Source organism: Pseudomonas sp. m6p (assembly GCF_055760375.1).
In genome coordinates, this window is the sequence record NZ_CM147084.1 from 2,196,363 (window position 1) to 2,214,249 (window position 17,887).

At 55.0% G+C, this 17,887-nt stretch carries 15 protein-coding genes and 1 pseudogene; 6 read left to right on the top strand and 10 right to left on the bottom strand.

Translation table 11 applies throughout. The features are described from left to right. Window positions 1–129: 129 nt before the first annotated feature. Window positions 130–810: a lipopolysaccharide core heptose(II)-phosphate phosphatase PmrG gene (gene pmrG / locus ACYZUM_RS09900; RefSeq protein WP_108182689.1), complete on the bottom strand. Its 681-nt coding sequence runs from the start codon at window positions 808–810 to the stop codon at window positions 130–132. Between the two features lie 314 nt (window positions 811–1,124). On the opposite strand from pmrG, the gene ACYZUM_RS09905 reads away from it, so the two are divergent. Continuing rightward, window positions 1,125–2,432 (top strand): sensor histidine kinase, encoded by a 1,308-nt coding sequence (locus ACYZUM_RS09905; protein ID WP_041063827.1) that lies wholly within the window; start codon window positions 1,125–1,127, stop codon window positions 2,430–2,432. Here ACYZUM_RS09905 and ACYZUM_RS09910 read toward each other — a convergent pair. From ACYZUM_RS09910 to ACYZUM_RS09930, 5 genes are all read right to left on the bottom strand, one after another. Beyond that, on the bottom strand, window positions 2,393–2,941 hold the full coding sequence (locus ACYZUM_RS09910) for a PqiC family protein (protein ID WP_108182690.1): 549 nt from the start codon (window positions 2,939–2,941) through the stop codon (window positions 2,393–2,395). The two genes, ACYZUM_RS09905 and ACYZUM_RS09910, sit on opposite strands and share 40 nt — an antisense overlap. A 16-nt stretch (window positions 2,942–2,957) precedes the next feature. Continuing rightward, a complete protein-coding gene (locus ACYZUM_RS09915; RefSeq protein WP_086791206.1) occupies window positions 2,958–4,613 on the bottom strand; it encodes a PqiB family protein in 1,656 nt (551 codons plus the stop codon). A 191-nt stretch (window positions 4,614–4,804) separates the two neighbouring features. After that, the gene (locus ACYZUM_RS09920) at window positions 4,805–6,106 is read right to left on the bottom strand and encodes an NAD(P)/FAD-dependent oxidoreductase (protein WP_108182691.1); all 1,302 of its coding nucleotides are present in this window, start codon (window positions 6,104–6,106) and stop codon (window positions 4,805–4,807) included. Continuing rightward, window positions 6,103–7,191, bottom strand: coding sequence for a polyamine ABC transporter substrate-binding protein (locus tag ACYZUM_RS09925; protein ID WP_041063835.1), 1,089 nt, complete (start codon window positions 7,189–7,191; stop codon window positions 6,103–6,105). Before ACYZUM_RS09925 ends, ACYZUM_RS09920 begins: the two co-directional genes overlap by 4 nt. A 156-nt stretch (window positions 7,192–7,347) precedes the next feature. After that, a complete protein-coding gene (locus tag ACYZUM_RS09930; RefSeq protein ID WP_108182693.1) occupies window positions 7,348–8,706 on the bottom strand; it encodes a glutamine synthetase family protein in 1,359 nt (452 codons plus the stop codon). A 161-nt stretch (window positions 8,707–8,867) separates the two neighbouring features. Between ACYZUM_RS09930 and ACYZUM_RS09935 the strand changes: the two genes are divergently transcribed. The 5 genes and pseudogenes from ACYZUM_RS09935 to ACYZUM_RS09955 all read left to right on the top strand — a co-directional run bounded on the left by ACYZUM_RS09935 (window position 8,868) and on the right by ACYZUM_RS09955 (window position 13,613). Continuing rightward, the gene (locus ACYZUM_RS09935) at window positions 8,868–9,764 is read left to right on the top strand and encodes a helix-turn-helix domain-containing protein (protein ID WP_041063839.1); all 897 of its coding nucleotides are present in this window, start codon (window positions 8,868–8,870) and stop codon (window positions 9,762–9,764) included. 143 nt (window positions 9,765–9,907) lie between these two features. Continuing rightward, window positions 9,908–10,423 (top strand): annotated as a pseudogene (locus ACYZUM_RS09940) (cupin domain-containing protein). Between the two features lie 537 nt (window positions 10,424–10,960). Next, window positions 10,961–11,347, top strand: coding sequence for a hypothetical protein (locus tag ACYZUM_RS09945; protein ID WP_108182694.1), 387 nt, complete (start codon window positions 10,961–10,963; stop codon window positions 11,345–11,347). 71 nt (window positions 11,348–11,418) lie between these two features. Beyond that, entirely contained in the window at window positions 11,419–12,936 is a 1,518-nt protein-coding gene (locus ACYZUM_RS09950) for an AAA family ATPase (RefSeq protein ID WP_473061317.1), read from the top strand. Then, window positions 12,933–13,613: an HNH endonuclease family protein gene (locus ACYZUM_RS09955; RefSeq protein ID WP_108182697.1), complete on the top strand. Its 681-nt coding sequence runs from the start codon at window positions 12,933–12,935 to the stop codon at window positions 13,611–13,613. The genes ACYZUM_RS09950 and ACYZUM_RS09955 overlap by 4 nt, the downstream gene beginning before the upstream one ends. A gap of 550 nt (window positions 13,614–14,163) precedes the next feature. Here ACYZUM_RS09955 and ACYZUM_RS09960 read toward each other — a convergent pair. From ACYZUM_RS09960 to ACYZUM_RS09975, 4 genes are read right to left on the bottom strand one after another with little or no spacing between them, the layout of a single operon-like run. Beyond that, on the bottom strand, window positions 14,164–15,093 hold the full coding sequence (locus ACYZUM_RS09960) for a hypothetical protein (RefSeq protein ID WP_108184577.1): 930 nt from the start codon (window positions 15,091–15,093) through the stop codon (window positions 14,164–14,166). Between the two features lie 46 nt (window positions 15,094–15,139). Then, window positions 15,140–15,478, bottom strand: a complete 339-nt coding sequence (locus tag ACYZUM_RS09965; protein WP_108182699.1) for a ubiquitination-like system serine protease family protein — start codon at window positions 15,476–15,478, stop codon at window positions 15,140–15,142. 4 nt (window positions 15,479–15,482) lie between these two features. Continuing rightward, window positions 15,483–16,889 (bottom strand): ThiF family adenylyltransferase, encoded by a 1,407-nt coding sequence (locus ACYZUM_RS09970; protein WP_108184578.1) that lies wholly within the window; start codon window positions 16,887–16,889, stop codon window positions 15,483–15,485. Then, window positions 16,889–17,815: a multiubiquitin domain-containing protein gene (locus ACYZUM_RS09975; RefSeq protein ID WP_142579964.1), complete on the bottom strand. Its 927-nt coding sequence runs from the start codon at window positions 17,813–17,815 to the stop codon at window positions 16,889–16,891. The genes ACYZUM_RS09970 and ACYZUM_RS09975 overlap by 1 nt, the downstream gene beginning before the upstream one ends. Between the last annotated feature and the right edge of the window lie 72 nt (window positions 17,816–17,887).

Genomic DNA, 17,887 nt, shown 5'->3' on the forward strand with positions numbered 1-17,887 from the left:
AGACAAGCTTTAAAATGAAATATTTCCAGTTTTTCAAAGTGAAAAAAATTTCTTATTACAATTTCATAAGCACCAATAGCCTGTGCCAGAGCATTGCCCGAGTGTTTTTTACTTGATCAAGTCGGAAGATTACTTGGCTAATCGTTGCCAGCCTTCAGGGTTCATGATGCCGATTACTTCAAGTTTGCCTTGCGCATCTATTCGAGCTAAAACCGTGCTGCCATATTCGGCGGCGACCGCGCGTGGGTAACCGGTTTGCCGTTCGAAATCGGCGATGCAGCCGCTGTGGGTCACCAGGATCATGTTCTGTCCTGCGGTCTTGTGCGCCACCACCTCATTGCGCATCGTCGGGCCACAGGTTTCCAGCCATTCCGCGGCCACTGCGTCGCGACCGAACATGTAGTGAGCCGTTTGTGCGGTGCGCGTCAGCGGACTGGTGAACACCTGAGTCTGCTGCATTCCCAGTTGCGTAAAGGCCCGGCCCACGGAGGCTGCAGAGACACTGCCCAGCTGAGTGATACCGTCGGCCGGCCCCAGGCAAACATTGCTCGAACGGTCACAACGTTCGGCATGGCGGACCAGCGCGACGACCTCGCCAGCCTGCCAGGCTTTGATCCACTCCTGGGTGGCAGATGCGCTGACATAGCGCAGGTTGGCCGGTGAACGCTGCAGCCAGACAAAGCCACAAATCAGACTGATCACCAGCACGCCGACTGCGATGGCTGCCCAGGCACGCGGACGCGAGAGGTACGACCTCTTGGGTGCTGATTGTACTTGTGCTAATTCAACCACGACGTTGCCCCTTGTCATTCCCGAGTTCCATTCAGTTCACACGCAAAGTGCAACGTAAGCTCCAGGAGGTTAGTTACTTTACGGCGGTTTGCTTGAATGGCTGCTGAACACTACGTTCAGAGTCGTGGCGGAGCAGTGAAGAACATGTGAAAAATTTGCGAGGCAAGAGCAGGTATTAACGGAAAAGCCTATTTGATAACTAAACTCAAATAAGCGTTTTGTTTTTTTAACTACTTAACAAGAGCGCCGGGCAAGGCGAAGCTGCGAGCTTTGGGCAACGGCGTCGCGCGGGCCCTTGCCGCCTCACCTCAGCACTGGAGTCGTTGAACCGGATGGACCTCAAGCAAAGCCTCGCCAATCGGATTGTGATTGTGTTCGCCTTGATGAGCGCGGTGGTGGCCGGTGTCTTCGCAATGGGCATTGTGGCTACCGTGCATGTCGTGGAGCACAAGTTGACCATGACCGCCCTCAGCGGTGGCTTGCGCCGGTTGTTGGCGATGGACGACATCAACCAGTGGCGCCACGAGCCGGAAAAGAGCGAACTGTTTTTTTTCGAGAACGGCCCCGGGCCCATGGCGCTGACGCCGCAACTGGCGGAACTGCCCGTGGGGTTTCAAGAGATCACGTTCAACGGTGATGACTTCTACGCGATGGTCGAGGCGGTCGGCGGTCGCAAATATGTGCTGTTGCGCAATCAGGAAAGCTTCGAACAACGCGAGCACCTGCTGTTCGTGGTGGTGATAGTCGGGTTCATCCTCAGCGTCATGCTGGCGGTCGCGCTCGGCAGGCTGCTGGCGCGGCAAGTCATGGCGCCAGTGATTCGCCTGGCGGGGCAGGTGCGTCATCGTGACCAGTTGATCGCACTGGCACCGGCGCTGCATCCGGATTACGCCGATGACGAGGTTGGGGCGCTGGCGCTGTCTTTCGACCAGACACTCGGCCGGTTACGCGAAACCCTGAACCGGGAAAAGCTTTTCACCAGTGACGTGAGCCATGAACTGCGCACACCGCTGATGATTCTGGCCAGTTCCTGCGAGCTGTTGCTGGCCAACCCCTCGCTGGATTCGCGCTCCACCCAACAAGTCAAACGCATCGCCCGGGCCAGCGCAGAAATGCGCCAGCTGGTTGAGACCTTCTTGATGCTGGCGCGCAAGCCGGAGGAGCTCGGCACCGAATCCACTTGCACACTCAAATCTATCGCCGACGCCCAGGTAGAAATCTGGGGGCGATTGATTGGCGAAAAGGGTCTGGAGTTTATCTACGAGCCGCAACTGGCGGGCAGCGCGCGTTATGACCTGACGTTCTTGCAGTCGGTCATGGGCAATCTGCTGCGCAATGCCTGGCATTACACCGATCAGGGCTTTGTTCGGTTGACCCTGCTCAACGACAGCTTTGTGGTCGAGGACAGCGGCATCGGTATTCCGGAAGAAAAACGTCACGCGATGTTCCAGCCGTTCGTGCGCGGTGACGAACAGCGCGGTGAAGGCCTTGGGCTGGGGTTGTCGCTGGTGCAGCGGATCTGCAGCCATCAACGCTGGCAGGTTCAGTTGGTCACTCGCGAGCCTAATGGCTGCCGTTTCACGGTCACGCTGTCGGCGGCTCAGGAGGCTGACGGGCAGCGAGCGTTGCCCGCTGCCTGATTGATCAGGGCTGCCAGGCGTTTGACGTTGTTCTGTTGCGCGGCCACCAGTTCGTCGATGCTCGGGCCGGAGGGTGTTTGCAAGGTTGAATGGCAGCTCAGCAGAGCGTTGTCCGCCGCACCGCTCGGGCGCAGGCGCCATTTGACGTCGATCAGCCCATAGTGTCCGGGGATCGAGTCGAAACGCTGCACATCGATACGCACCGAAACATTGCCGCGACTGCCGGTATTGCTCAGTTGATCGCTCAAGGCACTGCGCAACTCATCCGCCAGACTCGCTCCCCACCACTGGGTTTCCAGAATCGCCAGGCCATTGTTGCCCTGACGGATGACGATCTGCGGGCGGTCGACTTGCGGCGGCACGCTGATCCCCTCAATGGGAATCTGCGCGCCGGCCCGGGACGCCGACAGCTCCACCGGCGTCAGGGTGTGAAAATTGATCGGCTCGCTGCGGCAGGCGCCAAGGAGCATGAACGCAGCGAGCACGGTGATCTTCAGCGGTACAGCCATGGGATAGCTCCTGGGCTCAATTGCGTGGCGGTCCTTTCAGATCCAGCGGCGCTGCGTTGTCGGGACGACCGCGAATCAGCGATTCCGGATGGCGACCGAGATAGTCCGACAGCTCACGCAGCGAACGCGACATGCGCCCGAGTTCGTCGAGGGTCTCGGTGAGTTTCTCGCGCTGCGGTGAATCCTCGGCCAGGGTCGAACTGGCGGACTGCAAGGTCTTGCTGACGTCGGCCAGTGTGGTCTGCACGCCCGGCAGGGTTTTCGCATTGAACTGTTGCAGGCCTTTGCGCAGCTCGACGAGGTTGCTGTCGAGGTTGCCGGCAATCCGCTCGACCGGCAGTTTGTTGAGCTTGTCGACCACCGCTTCGAGTTTTTCCTGCAATTGTTCGAGGCTGCCGGGCACGGTGGGCAAGGCGACCGGTCGGGCCGTTGCGTCGAATGCAACTTTCTCGGCTTTCGGGAAGAAATCCAGCGCGATATACAACTGCCCGGTCAGCAGGTTGCCGCTGCGGGCCTGAGCGCGCAGACCGTTGTCGACGAAGGTGCCGAGAAGACGAATACCGGCCGCTTCGTCGTTGGGATCGTGCTTGAATTCGGTCAGCATCTTTTTGTAAGCCTGGCCGAGGCGCTGCGGATAAATCACGATCCCGACGTTAAGCGGGAAGGTACGTTTTTTCGCGTCGAAGTCGAGGTTGATTCCGACGACCCGGCCAATCTCCATGCCGAGAAACTCAACGGGCGCATCGACCTTGAGCCCGCGCAACGACTGCTCGAAACGCAACACCATGTATTGCGCCTTGCCGTTGGGCGGGGCGAGGGCGGTCTGCTGATCGGCGAACAGTTCGAAATCCTTGTCTTCGCTGGCGGCCACATCGTTGGGGCTGTAATCCGGCGCGCGGAAGGCAATGCCGCCAACCAGCATGGTGGACAGCGATTCGGTCTTCACCGCGAAGCCATTGGCGCCGACATTGATGTCGATGCCGCTGGCATTCCAGAAGCGCGTGTTTTCGGTGACGAACGCGTCGTTCGGTGCGTGAATGAACACTTCGATGTCCACGCCTTTGCCCTCGGGATTGAGGGTGTAGGTCACGACCTGGCCCACCGGAATCTTGCGGTAGTAAACCGGGGAACCGATATCCAGCGAGCCGAGATCCGAGGCGTGCAGCATGAAGCGCTTGCCCGGTTCGCCGTAAGTGATCGGCGGCGGATTCTCCAGCCCCTTGAAATGCTTGGCGCGGTTGTTGGCCTGACCGATGTCGGCGCCGATATAGTCGCCGGAAAGCAAGGTATCGATGCCCGAAACGCCGCCGGCACCGATGCGTGGGCGCACAACCCAGAACTCCGAGTCTTCGCGGGTGAAGGTTTCGGCCTGTTTGGCCAGTTTGATTGTGGCGTCGACGCTCTTCTGATCGCCGCTCAATTCGACATCCGTCACCTGACCGATCACCACACTGCGGTATTTGACCTCGGTCTTGTTGGCAACCAGGCCGCTGCCAGTCTTGAAGTTGACGACGATGGTCGGGCCTTCCTGCAGCAGGTTGTGCACCACCAGCGATATGCCGACCAGCACCGCGACGACCGGGACGATCCACACCAGGGAGATGCTGAAACGCCGGGTCTTGATCGGCGCGTGGCCCGGTGCTCGTGGTTCATCGGCGGCTGACGACTTCATCCATGTCCTCCTCGGTTTTGTGGATGCTGAGCGTCAGGAACGCAAAAGCACTTCATCAATATAGAAGTGCTTGGCGATAGAGCAAATTCACGGGCTGATGCGGATTTGTGCAGGCGCTGCCGCAGGCTGCGATCTCTTGATTTTAAAGATCAAAAGATCGCAGCCCTCGGCAGCTTCTACAGGGGCGAGCGTTAGCCGAGGATTTCGCGCAGGCGATACCAGAACATGCCCAGTGCCAGCAGCGGTGAGCGCAAGGCCGGGCCGCCGGGGAAGGTCATGTGCGGTACCGCGCTGAACACGTCCATGCCCTGACTGTGGCCGGCGTGAATGGCCTCGCCCAGCAGCCTGGCGCACCAATGCGTGACATTCAGACCGTGACCGGAATAACCCTGAGCGTAGAACACGTTCGGCTGTTGCTTGAGCCGCCCGACCTGCGGAAAGCGGTTGGCGGTAATGCCAATCTTGCCGCCCCATTGATAGTCGATGCGCACGTCCGCCAGTTGCGGGAAGACCTTGAGCATTTTCGGGCGCATGTAGGCGGCAATGTCCGCCGGATCGCGACCGGAATAGTGACAGGCGCCGCCAAACAGCAGGCGTCGGTCCGCCGAGAGCCGGTAATAGTCGAGGCCGACTTTCTGGTCGCACAACGCGAGGTTGTGCGGGATCAATTGCGCGGCACGTTCCTCGGACAGCGGCTCGGTGGCGATGATGTAACTGCCGGCGGGCAGGACCTTGCCGCTGAGTTGCTGCTCGAGTTCATCCAGATGCGCGTTGCAACCCAGCACCAGACTGCCGGCGCGGACGCTGCCGGTGGCGCAGCGCACTTCAACCGTTTCGCCGTGGATGATCTGCTGCACCGGGCTCTGCTCGAAAATGCGTACACCTAGGGACGCCGCCAGACGCGCTTCGCCCTGCACCAGATCCAGCGGGTGCAGATGGCCGGAGCCCATGTCGATCAGACCGCCAGCATACACATTGGCGTTGACCACTTGCTGACGGATTTGCTCGGGGCCGACCAGTCGGGTCTGATGGCGGTAGCCGAGTTCGTCGAGGCTGACCTGTTCGTCCTTGAACGTCGCGAACTGCGCCGGAGTGTTGGCCAGTTCGCAGAAGCCCCAACGCAGGTCACACTCGATGGCATGCTCGGTGATGCGCTGGCGCACCAGTTCCACGGAGTCGATACCGGCGCGTTGCAGATAACGCACGCCGTCGTTGCCGACGTAACGGGCAAAGCCTTCGACCTCGTGACCGATGCCACGAATCAACTGGCCGCCGTTGCGTCCGCTGGCGCCCCAGCCGATGCGCCGGGCTTCGATCAACACCACCGACAGCCCGCGCTGCGCCAGTTCAATCGCGGTGTTGACCCCGGTGAAGCCGCCGCCGATCACGCAGACATCGGCGGTGAGGTCACCGTCGAGTGCCGGCCAGGGCGTACTGGCCCGGGCCGAAGCCGCGTAATAGGAGCGGGCGTGTTCTTGCGTGTACTGATTCATTTGTTCGACTTCACTTTGCTCCAGGACCGGGTCATCAGACGCATGATCGACTGGGGCGGGGTAGAGGAGATGTAGAGCTTGTCCAGCACTGCCTGGGACGGGTACACCTCGGGATTGTTCACCAGCGCCTGGTCCATGTACTGCTTGGCGGCCGGGTTCGGGTTGGCGTAACCGACCGAAGCGCTGACCTTGGCAATCACTTGCGGATCAAGCAGGTAATTGATGAAGGCGTGGGCCTCCTTGGTGTTGCTGGCGTCGGCCGGGATCGCAAGCAGATCGAACCACAGGTTGGCGCCTTCTTTTGGAATCGCATAGGCGATGTTCACCCCATTCTTGGCTTCCTTGGCGCGGTTGGCCGCCTGGAACACGTCGCCGGAGTAACCGAAGGCTACGCAGATGTCGCCATTGGCCAGATCGGAAACGTATTTCGAGGAATGGAAGTAAGTGATGTACGGGCGGATGCTCAGCAGTTTGGCTTCGGCTTTTTTGTAGTCTTCCGGGTTCTCGCTGCGTGGGTCCATGCCCATGTAGTTGAGGATCGCCGGGAACACTTCGTCCGCCGAGTCCATCATCGACACGCCACATTGGGTGAGCTTCTTCAGGTTCTCCGGCTCGAACAGCACGGCCCAGGAATCGATGTGATCGATGCCAAGCACTGCCTTGACCTTGTCGACGTTGTAGCCGATGCCGTTGGTGCCCCACAGGTACGGTACCGAGTGCTGGTTGCCCGGGTCGTTCTTTTCGAGCAATTCGAGCAATTTCGGGTCGAGATTTTTCCAGTTCGGTAACTGCTCGCGATCCAGTTTGAGGAACGCGCCGGCTTTTACCTGACGGGCGAGAAAGTGGTTGGATGGCACCACCACGTCGTACCCAGTACGGCCGGCGAGCAGCTTGCCTTCCAGGGTTTCGTTGGAGTCGAAAACGTCGTAGATCACCTTGATCCCGGTCTTGGCCTGGAAGTCGGCGAGGGTGGTTTCACCGATGTAGTCGGTCCAGTTGTAGACGCTGACCTGGGGCTGGGCCAGGGCTGCGGTGCTGCACAACAGCGCCAGTGCGGCGGGAACCATGGATTTCAATAGACGCATATCGACACCTCTTGGAGTTATTGGAGTTTTTCGGGTGAGCACGGCCCCTTGTGGGAGCTGGCTTGCCAGCGATAGCGGTGGGTCAGTCGATAATGATGTCGACTGTGCCGACGTAATCGCTGGCAAGCCAGCTCCCACAGGGTTTGTGGGTGTTGCTCAGACGCTCAGTAGCAGGAACTCGCGCTCCCAGGAGCTGATTACGCGCTTGAAGTTTTCATGCTCGGCGCGTTTGACCGCGACGTAGCCGCGCACAAACTTGTTGCCAAGGTATTGGGCAACGGTGTCGCACTCTTCCATTTGCGTCAGCGCGTCTTCGATGGTGATCGGCAGGCGCAGGTTGCGGCGTTCGTAGGCGCGGCCTTCGACGGCGGCACTCGGTTCGATGCCTTCGACCATGCCGATGTAGCCACACAGCAGGCTCGCGGCAATCGCCAGATACGGGTTGGCGTCGGCGCCCGGCAAACGGTTTTCCACGCGCATGGCTTCCGGCCCGGAGGTTGGTACACGCAAACCGACAGTGCGGTTTTCTTCGCCCCACTCGACGTTGACCGGTGCCGAGGTGTCCGGCAGGAAGCGGCGGAACGAGTTCACGTTGGGCGCAAACATCGGCAGTACTTTAGGAATGTACTTTTGCAGGCCGCCGATGTGATGGCGGAACAGATCGCTCATCTTGCCGTCGGCATCAGCGAAAATCGGCTTGCCCGTGGCGATTTCCACCACGCTCTGGTGCAGGTGCATGGCACTGCCGGGTTCGTCGCCAATCGGTTTGGCCATGAACGTCGCGGTGACGTTGTGCTTGAGCGCCGCTTCGCGCAGGGTGCGTTTGAACACGGTGATCTGATCGGCCAGATCCAGGGCATCGCCGTGACGGAAGTTGATTTCCATCTGCGCCGGGCCGTCTTCGTGGATCAGCGTGTCCAGATCCAGACCTTGCAGCTCGCACCAGTCGTAGACGTCTTCGAACAATGGATCGAACTCGTTGGCGGCGTCGATGGAGAATGACTGCCGACCGCTTTCGGCACGGCCCGAACGCCCCAGTGGTGCCTTGAGTGGCAGGTCCGGATCTTCGCAGCGCTGGGTCAGGTAGAACTCCATTTCCGGTGCAACGATCGGCTTCCAGCCCTTGTCGGTGTACAGCTGCAGGACTTTTTTCAGCACGTTGCGCGGCGACAGTTCGATTGGATTGCCGAATTTGTCGAAGGTGTCGTGGATGACGATGGCGGTCGGCTCGATGGCCCATGGAATCACATACACGGCGTCGCTCACCGGTTTGCAGACCATGTCGATGTCGGCCGGGTCGAGCAGGTCGTAATAGATGTCGTCGTCGACAAAATCCCCGGTTACCGTTTGCAGCAGCACACTTTCCGGCAGGCGCATGCCTCGCTCATGCAGGAACTTGTTGGTCGGTGCGATCTTGCCGCGGGCAATGCCGGTCAGGTCGCTGACCACACATTCAACTTCGGTAATCTTGTGATCTTTCAGCCATGTGAACAGCTGATCGAAAGGGGCATTCATAAAGACCTCGTTATTGGTTTTATAGACGCCGGGGAGGGCGGGTTTCATCTTCCGCCCCTTCCCCTGTGGCGCGTTGACGACTATCTTGGGCGTGCCTTGCCGTTCCATCTATCCACTTTAAGCAGCACCAAAGCGCACCAAAAGAGTGCGCAAGGTCTCCCATGACAACGTGTAATCCGCTTCAGGTTCAGGCGTTCAATACCGCTGATGTCACCGAACAAATCCGCGCCACACCGGGTTGGGTCCAGCATTACCAGCAGATGTCGCCTGGGCATTTCGCCGGGCAGATCCGCTATCTGGATCTGGAAGGTGTGCAGGTCTACGAAGAACAGATGAACACCCGCGTCGAGCAGGCATTCAGTGCGCCATCGGGTGCCTTGGCGTTCTGTTTTGATCGCAGTGACAACGCGCTTTACCTGCTTAACGAAGACAGCCGCAACATCTGGATCACCCCGGAGAACTACCAGGAAATCGCCGTGGTGTTCGGCCCGCAATTCGTCCGGGAACACGGTCTGGATGTGGCGAAACTCGAGGGACTGTTCATGGCGCCGCTTAACTGCGGGCAGAACGCCTTGTTCAGTCGCTGGTTAAGCTCAACGCTCACGAAGTTGTCGCAAGCTGTTGATCCGTTTGATAAAAACTCATTGACTCAGCAGCTGCTCGAAGACTGTCTGTTCATTCTCGACAACGCTCACACCCGTCTTGATCGAGGCGGTTTGCAGCGTCGTACTGAAGAGCGGACGATCATGAAGCGAGTAGGGGAATGGGCAGCGGATTCGCCGGAAGAGACTGTCAATCTGCTTGAGCTTTCGAAGGTGGCAGGGGTGCCGTTGCGTCAATTACAGCAGGCGTTCAAGGCTTACACCGGTATGACCCCGAGCCACTGGCTGCGCCTGCGCCGGCTTAACAGTGCACACCGCGAATTGCTCAATCGCCGGCCCACGGAAACCACCGTGGCCGAAGTGGCGATGAACTGGTCGTTTTGGCATCTGGGGCGGTTTTCCAACAGTTATCGGGCGCTGTTCAAAGAGCTGCCGAGCGAGACGCTGAAGCGCTAGCGATTGTCCCTGACGTGGGCATGCGTTACATCGTTGAATTGGAGGCAATTGTCTTCGATATTCGTCGAAATACTGTTAACTCCACTAAATAGCCGTTTAGTAGAGCTATCAGCCTATCTGCCTTTCAATCAATGGAGCAGGCCATGAATCGAGGGAAAACAAAGAGCGTGGACGTGATTGCTGCACTGGATCTGCAGCCTCATGTTGAAGGCGGCTATTTTCGCAGGACTTTTCAAGCAGATCATCGCGCCATGCTGCAAACCACCCGTGGCCCACGTTATCTGGTGACTTCGATCTATTAATTGCTGACGGAAGATTCGCAGGTGGGCCAGTTTCATTTCAACCAATCGGACATCCTGCATTTCTACCATTTGGGCGATCCCATCGAGTACAGCATGATCGCAGGTGACGGTTCGCTTCAAACATTGGTAATGGGTAGCGATATTCTGGCGGGACAGCTTTTGCAAATGCACGTGCCTGGTGGCCTCTGGAAAGCATCGCGACTGCTTGAGGGTGAACACGGGTTTGGTTTGATCAGTGAAACCGTGTCGCCGGGATTTGATTTCGCGGACATGGAGATGGGTGACAGACGCAGACTGACTGCGCAATTTCCACAGCATCGGATGTTGATAGAAAAGCTGACGCGGGATGCTGATTGATGCTCACAAACTTCAGGCCAGACCGAGGTTTTGGAAAACACGGTTCAGGTGAGCCTCTGGATTGAATGTGGCGTGCAACCGGGCTGATTCGGAAACATCTTGTTGCTGAGAGAAGGTGACTTCGGAGCATGTTGCGTCAAGAAGTGCCCATGGAAATTGGGTTAGGTTGATAGTGCGATTAGAAGGTGTTGCTCAAATATGAGAAGGCATTTTGTTGCTGGAGTGCTGTTTCGAATACGCAACAGCACTCGCCTCTAAACACGACGCAACCGTCCGCCAGCGAGGACTATTGTTGCGTAAGAAATGTGGGAGATCTATGTCTTCGAAGGACATGGTGACGCACTCAATCTTGGTTCTGTCCATGATCCAGACCAAACGACGTTTTCCCAAATCATTCGAGTCGATGACCAAGTCGGCATCAGTCCCGGAGGATATCGTCGATTAGGCGGGTATTAAGGTTGCCCCAACGGCGGAGATAGGGATCTTTGCAGCTATTGGCACATCACTATCTGGTGCTTCTGGAAGGGCGTGTCTTCCATGCAGTTCCTTCAGACCCGGGGTCCGCCTATCATCGTGCTCTTCGGTTTCTGCCTTTACCAACGGACTCACAACGACTATGTCGTAATGCCAAATGACTGGAAACCGAAAGGAGAGGTGAATTCCGCTGCCTTCCTGCCAGTCATGGCTCTGACGGCCGTCGTTTTCACTATTATTTCCCAATTACGTATAAATGCACTGAACCTCTACTTGGGATCGATCGTCCCGTCCAACACCATGGACATTACCTCCAATGTATTCATTGCGCTTGCCAGAAGCGTAAAGAACAGCGAATATAATGTGTCAAATGGCCAGTACGACGGATGTCCGAATGCATCATCGATGCTGGATCGGAATATGCGAGGCGTACAAAGGCATTTAAAATAATTTAATTATGCCCGTGAATTTAGAATCACTAATCAAGCCTCTGGCTCTCCAAATGAAACAAGGAAGTAAAAGTGAATATTGAAAGCCTGAGATTGGCGATACTTAATTATCAACAACTTATCGCCGAGTATCAGCTAGAGAGGCAGAAGCTTCTGTTCAAGTCGGCAGAAACCGAGCAAGAGTTCGCGAGGCAAATTGAGCTCGCGACACGCGCCGAAGATGGCGGGCTTGCAGCTGGCCGAAAAATTGAGCTGCTTTCTGAAATGTTATCAAGGAACCAGGGGGAGATTTCTGATTTCGACAAAAAAATACACACGGAGTCAGCTAAGTTATCCGGCCTTCAAAAAGAACTCGACTTATATTTAAAACAAAAACACCTTGAGGCACTGGGAGATGAGAGGGAGGCTCTTTCCTTGCAGGATAAACTCTTGAAAAAGAATTTCGAGAGCATTACGGCCATGCGAGAGGCTCGTAGCCATATAAGCCAGGGTGGTTTACTTGAAACATATGACGGTTACTCTATGCTGCCGCATCGGGGTAAGTTCCATATAATTACTGGCGTTAATGGCCTGGGGAAGTCTCGATATCTCAGGTTTCTCGCGCGCAACCGTGAAGTCCAAAATTACTGCCAGCGTATCATATGCCTATCCGGAACCATGTATGACCGTTTCCCGAGGGTAAGCGAGGCTAGTAAATATCTTTGCGAATATTTTTACTTTGGCAATAGAGTAAATAGTAATATCCTGTCCGAAAAAGCGCCCTTTCGTATACTTTCCTCTTTCATGCTGGGGGAGGGGTGCAATGGCCTTGCAGGCTCGATGGCGGGGAATATTCTCGAGGAAATGGGGTTCGCACGCCAAATCAGATTGATTTTTTCTCCACGATCTAAAACTAATACATTATCGGGAACCATTGCGCGCGCCGAAAGGACCGGATTAACTTTAGAGCTGACAAATACATTGGAACAATCCAGCGCGACAGAGGAGAACCTTGCAAAGCTACGGAATAAGGAAATACAGCTCCATGACATTGTATTTGAGAAGGGGCTCCGGAAGCTTGGGTTATCTGATTTAAGCTCGGGGGAGAGGCTCTATCTTCTTAGTACGCTGGCTCTCTGCTTTTGTGTGACGGAGCGTACGCTGGTTTTATTTGATGAGCCAGAGAACTCCCTGCATCCACAATGGCAAGCAAAAATCATCAAGGATATGGTAAGCATAGTCCGGAATATGGCTGATGAATGCACAGTAGTGATTGCTACGCACTCGCCGCTCATAGTTTCAAGCGCGCCAAATGATATTAGTTTTATTCGCGACCTTCCATCAGTTGAACCTTGGATGAAATCGGAGCTCTATGGTCGTAACGCTGATTCAATCCTATCAGAGCTATTCGGTCTAACCTCTCCTCGATCCTTGACGGTTGCCTCTCTTATCCAAGACTGCCTCACGACACTAACAGATGTTAACAGTGAGCCAGAAAAATTCTTGGCAGCTGCAGATAATCTACTCGGTCACAACATACAGCTGGACGCGGATGACCCTCTGTACGATACGATTAAACGTATCGCTGACTTGAGGGAGATGTATGCATGAGTTTCGGCCCTACTAGGCTTCAGCCATTGCATCGCGATATACTTAACCAGTACCCGGATCAAATCGCCAGTTTCGAGCGGGGAGATTTGGAATGGAGCAGCAATGAATTTACTGAGCTAAAGAAGTCATTGCGTCTATCTCTCAGGGCACAGCAAGAAGGGCGATGCATATATTGCAGACGAAAGATAACCGTTGAGCGAAGAAATGCCACGGAGGATATAGAGCATTTCCTCGACAAGTCCAAGGGCAAGTACAAGAAATGGGCTTTCACAGCTGTAAATTTGGCGCTTTCCTGCCATCCATGCAATATGCAAAAGTGCACCAGGGATATGGGGGATGCGGGTGTGTCGGGCGCTGTCGAGCTCACAGAGGCGTGCGGTGAATATTCATGGATACATCCATATTTTGATGATTATTTTGAGAATATAGAGATCATGGATGCTTGGCTTTATATAATTAAAAAAGATGCCCCGAAGCCCGAGCGCGCTAGAAAATTGATTCAAGATTGCCTGTTGGATCAAATAAAAACAATTGAGGCTGACAAGGTTGCGATAATGCATCGAATTGGTCGGCTACATAATTTGGCAGCACGGTGTGTACTGAAAAACCCAGAGCGAGCAAAAAAGATCTTGGATTACACCGGGAATTTTGTAAAAAATGGCTGGAAGTATGTTTAGTTTTGCTGACAAGTGCCTACACATCGCTACTACAAGTAGGAAACTTCGCTTTTGGGGCAGGACTCCGTCACTTCTGAGTGATTGACGCTTATCTCAAAAGTGCGCAGGATTGAAAGTAACGCGTGGTGTTGATAGTTGGTCTATTGTGGGCAAAAACAGGAAAAATTATAGCGTTCGATTTACCAGCAATAGCATAGGCCACCCGGCCTTGCGCCTGGCAATTTATCACATATCCGATTTTGGTTGTGGCGGTATCGGGAATGGGCACATTGATTTCAAGGCGCAATACGAAGTACTCATGGTTGGAGGCTCCCTTGGCGAGATAGCTATCGAGCCAGTTCTTCCTTTACTCAATCCGAGCACCGCGCCTAAGACGGATACCGATAAGCATGTGCGTGTCGCTAAGTGGAATGGATATGGGTGGGACCTGCTGGAATGCAAGAAGGTTAGCGCAGTGCCGAGCTATCGCCTCGGTGAGATGCCCTCAGCATTATGTCAAAGGGCATCAACAAGGAGGCTAGGCTACGACGCTCGAAGAGTGGCGGAGACGCTAGCTCAATTGAATGGGTATTCTAAATTGGGAAAAACCGGCTCGGTTGATTACATCGTCGAGTGTGAGCATATAACATGCGGCCTCCAGTTTTGGGGTGATACTCACATGAAGCCCCAGGATATCTGACGCCATAAGGTAATGACCTTTAATAGCTTCTTCGACTGTTCCAGCAACGGTCCACTTCATTCTCTTGGCAAGTGTCTCGATGCTGGCCAGAGAAATACCAAGCCGAATATTGGCAGCAGGGTGACGGAAGTCGTCGTGCCCATTTGCCAGCATGTGCATCAAATGAAAAGCCGCGGAAGCCATTGCCCCATGGTGGTGCATGATTGCCTGGGGCTTGAGTTGATTCCACCAAACGTTAGTATTTATATAGCGGAACGTTACCACTGAAGCGTTAATCGCATAGGCGTCCGCTTCGCTCTCCAATGCCCTCCAAAAGCGCTTAGACTCTTCTTGGTCGGTATGCAAATGGATCAGCGGCGTTCGCTGATTGTTCACTTCGTGATAATCATTGCTGCCATTGCTCTTAATGTATTCCAGATGTCCATGGGTGACATGCGCGACCTCATGGAGCAGGATTAGCCAGCTTATGTAGTTGAAGGTGTATCCTATCGTTTCCGATTCACTGCAACCCGTCATTTCTTTTTGAAGACATGGGGCAATCGAGGTTGCTAAATTGAAGATCGCCCCGGTTAGAGTACGACCGAATGTGATTTTATAGGTGCTCTTCCCCGTGATCTTTGCTCGAGCAAGTATGGGACTGTATGAACATTCGAAATCTAACGACTCAATGGCAAAACCCTTCTTTACCACCTCGTCTATGAACTTTTCGGCGCTTTTTGCCAGGTGACATTCGAGCTCGTCTAACAGCACTAGATCGTTTGGGGGCCCCATCAGGAAGTCGAAGGTAATGGGCGATATCATGTCAGCGGCGTGCTCCTAAAATGCTAAAAAGTATCCGATACCGGACTCAGGACTTGCACCAGATTACGGCGCCATTGGTTATCCAAAAGTGGCATTTGCAGGCATTATGTTGGTGCACTGACGGTGCAATCGTTGGGCGTCCCCAGAAGTCCTGCTCTACAACCCAGCGAGGTCTCCGGTCAGGACTCAAAGAAAGCGAGATGCTGGAATTGCATCCTCCTGGACATGTGAAGCAAGCCCATTTCCTCACCCCGTCATCGATTACCAACCACAGCTCGCCGACGGGGATCACGGTCTTGCCGGGGTGGCGAGGAACAAGCCTTATCAAGAAGTCGGACTTTAACCACCCAAGCCAACGCAATGTTGTAGTAAATAAGCTCCGCATATCATCACCCTATAACGCCCAAAAACGGATTGACGTCGCCGCGCCCCCAGATGGCACTGGTTGAGCACACCGGGCATCCTTGAATAGGTCTACAGGTCATGGAGCGATCCTCTACGCGATCAAACCGGCGAATCCGGTTGTGAACCATACCCTCACCACCCCGGAATCCCGTAAGTCCCTGGATTAGTTCATCCACAGCGGCGCACGCGATACTTGTGGTAAATGTCACAACAGCTGGGGCTGGATCGCCCCCACCGTCAACGTATGCTTCGGCCTTACGACGCTCATACTCGGCGGAATCATTACGCTGCAGCCCCTCTGCGGCTGCTCGTTGTACATTCACGACCCCAAGACACATTAGGCAGGGGACGCCAGGCCTAACTGTGGTAACCCGTCCTGTCATTTCATAATCGGCCGCACTTTTTGCTGACCGCATACGCAACCCCAAATCAACGAGTGGAATACCGTAAAAATGAGCGATGCGGTTCATTGTGAGCCGGCCTTGATTGTCGTCTGTGCATCCGAAGAGCACGTCACAGGATCTCAATACATCACGCAGCGATGGATCGCCTACCCATGCTTTCCGGGTAATCACGTGCGTACCTAGCCCCCACATCTCAATTTCACGAGCGAGAATGTCCACCTTGGCCAACTTCGCCGATACGTCGTCTGCTCGTGATCCATGAACGCGATTGAGATTGGTTGTGTCGATAGTGTCATTGTCGATTAGCGCGAGAAACCCGACACCCAAGCGCGCCAAAAGTGAAACCACCGCACTGCCTGTGCCCCCGCAGCCTATTACGCCAATACGTAGTGCTCGAACGATGGGGTTGAAGCTCGTACCAAAAAGTGCCGCTTGCCGATCAAGGATCTCAGACTTTTCATCGTGTTCCTGACGCTGCAGAATTTCGATTTTACTGCCAATGATGGAGATAGACGACGCGTCTGTAGTTGTAGTTACTGATGTCCAAAGGCGTCCAGCGATGGCTTCGTCCTCCCCGAACACCAAGCTTGCGAGACCCGCGCTCCGCTTGTTAAAGGCCGTGCGTGCCAACTCAGCCTCATTGCGATCATCTTGGTCAGAAAAAAAGGCGCCTGCGCGAGGATGGGTGTGGACCAAAGCGGGGATCAGATTACGCTCTTGTGCGATACCTAATAGCCGCATAAATCCCTTAGTGGACCACGTCACATGGACAGAAGAGGAGGAAATCACCTCGTCTGGAAGGATAGGAACTACTTCGTGTGAGATCAAACGGATGCGAGGTTGTTTTGACCAAGGATCCTCATTGATTTCTGCCTTACCGAAAAGGACGTAGGCGGCAGCCTCTGAACCGTCCTCTCGGTAAAGCAGCGCGCGAAGCGCCGCTTCGTGAGAAGTAAGCAACGTAATATCTAGCGCTATGTTGGACATCACTTGGCCTCCATTAACGCATGCTCGATACGTTTGATCATGGTATGTAGGCCATCGACGCCAGGCCGCCAAGCACTATTGTGCCGGGACCACCGCTGCCAATTGCGCCCAGAGAATGCGTGTGGCTGATCTGCACACGTCGCGTAACGACCAACTGTCGTCAACTTCAACCACGGGTCGCAGAAGAACATGTCAGGCGCAACGTCAGGGTAGCCGGGTGGCAAGATCACAAGGATGTCTGCAGTAGGGTGGTCGAATTTATTCTCTGGAAGCTGTACCTGTTGCAGCACTACTCCTGTATGGGGTCCCTCGCAGACTACTTGCGCAGAAATTCCATGGCGTTGGAGATAGCGTTGGTCAACTTCCGGCAGAGAAGTCAGGCCCTCGGTGGTGTCGCGGATAAGAGTAATGAATCGCTCAATGCCGGGTTTACTCAAGTCAACCAGGTCAGAATCACGAATCAGCAAATCTTGCCCGCCGCGTACCTCAAGGTAAACATCATATGTTTCGGCTGGGACGCCGGACAAAGCCTTCAAAACCTTTCCACTGATTGAGGGTTTGCCCCACTCCATCGACTTCTCGTCGATGCTGAACTTGAACGAGCGATCTGTCTGAAAAATGATGAATTTCTCAGCGCCTCGCTCGCGCAGGTCATAGGTTTCGTCAAGCCGCAAATCCTCGAATTCACCGGACGGAAGAATCGCGTAAATACTGTATTCGTTTACCTGACGGATACCCGCGGCGGTGAGGATTTGGCGGCCTGTTGGCACTGGGTCACTCAGCTCCAAATAGCGCTCGTTGAGCTGGTCATCAGCAACAAGAATACTGTAAAGGTGGGCAGGTTTGAGGGGGCGCCCCTCACGGATTGCAGCGGCGACGTCTTCTACGGGAACACGATTTTCACTGTCTGGGTGTTGAGATTGCATATGGATTACCTCGGATAGCCGCTCGCATTTTGCGAGTTTTCTTGGCCTTCACTAGGTCAATCGCAGCATTGG

Coding starts and splice junctions, on each gene's coding strand:
- ACYZUM_RS09935 (WP_041063839.1), top strand. CDS start 8,868: ATGACAACGTGTAATCCGCTTCAGGTTCAGGCGTTCAATACCGCTGAT.
- ACYZUM_RS09955 (WP_108182697.1), top strand. CDS start 12,933: ATGAGTTTCGGCCCTACTAGGCTTCAGCCATTGCATCGCGATATACTT.
- ACYZUM_RS09960 (WP_108184577.1), bottom strand. CDS start 15,093: ATGATATCGCCCATTACCTTCGACTTCCTGATGGGGCCCCCAAACGAT.
- ACYZUM_RS09925 (WP_041063835.1), bottom strand. CDS start 7,191: ATGCGTCTATTGAAATCCATGGTTCCCGCCGCACTGGCGCTGTTGTGC.
- ACYZUM_RS09905 (WP_041063827.1), top strand. CDS start 1,125: ATGGACCTCAAGCAAAGCCTCGCCAATCGGATTGTGATTGTGTTCGCC.
- pmrG (WP_108182689.1), bottom strand. CDS start 810: ATGACAAGGGGCAACGTCGTGGTTGAATTAGCACAAGTACAATCAGCA.
- ACYZUM_RS09970 (WP_108184578.1), bottom strand. CDS start 16,889: ATGTCCAACATAGCGCTAGATATTACGTTGCTTACTTCTCACGAAGCG.
- ACYZUM_RS09965 (WP_108182699.1), bottom strand. CDS start 15,478: ATGCGGAGCTTATTTACTACAACATTGCGTTGGCTTGGGTGGTTAAAG.
- ACYZUM_RS09930 (WP_108182693.1), bottom strand. CDS start 8,706: ATGAATGCCCCTTTCGATCAGCTGTTCACATGGCTGAAAGATCACAAG.
- ACYZUM_RS09975 (WP_142579964.1), bottom strand. CDS start 17,815: ATGCAATCTCAACACCCAGACAGTGAAAATCGTGTTCCCGTAGAAGAC.
- ACYZUM_RS09945 (WP_108182694.1), top strand. CDS start 10,961: ATGCAGTTCCTTCAGACCCGGGGTCCGCCTATCATCGTGCTCTTCGGT.
- ACYZUM_RS09920 (WP_108182691.1), bottom strand. CDS start 6,106: ATGAATCAGTACACGCAAGAACACGCCCGCTCCTATTACGCGGCTTCG.
- ACYZUM_RS09910 (WP_108182690.1), bottom strand. CDS start 2,941: ATGGCTGTACCGCTGAAGATCACCGTGCTCGCTGCGTTCATGCTCCTT.
- ACYZUM_RS09915 (WP_086791206.1), bottom strand. CDS start 4,613: ATGAAGTCGTCAGCCGCCGATGAACCACGAGCACCGGGCCACGCGCCG.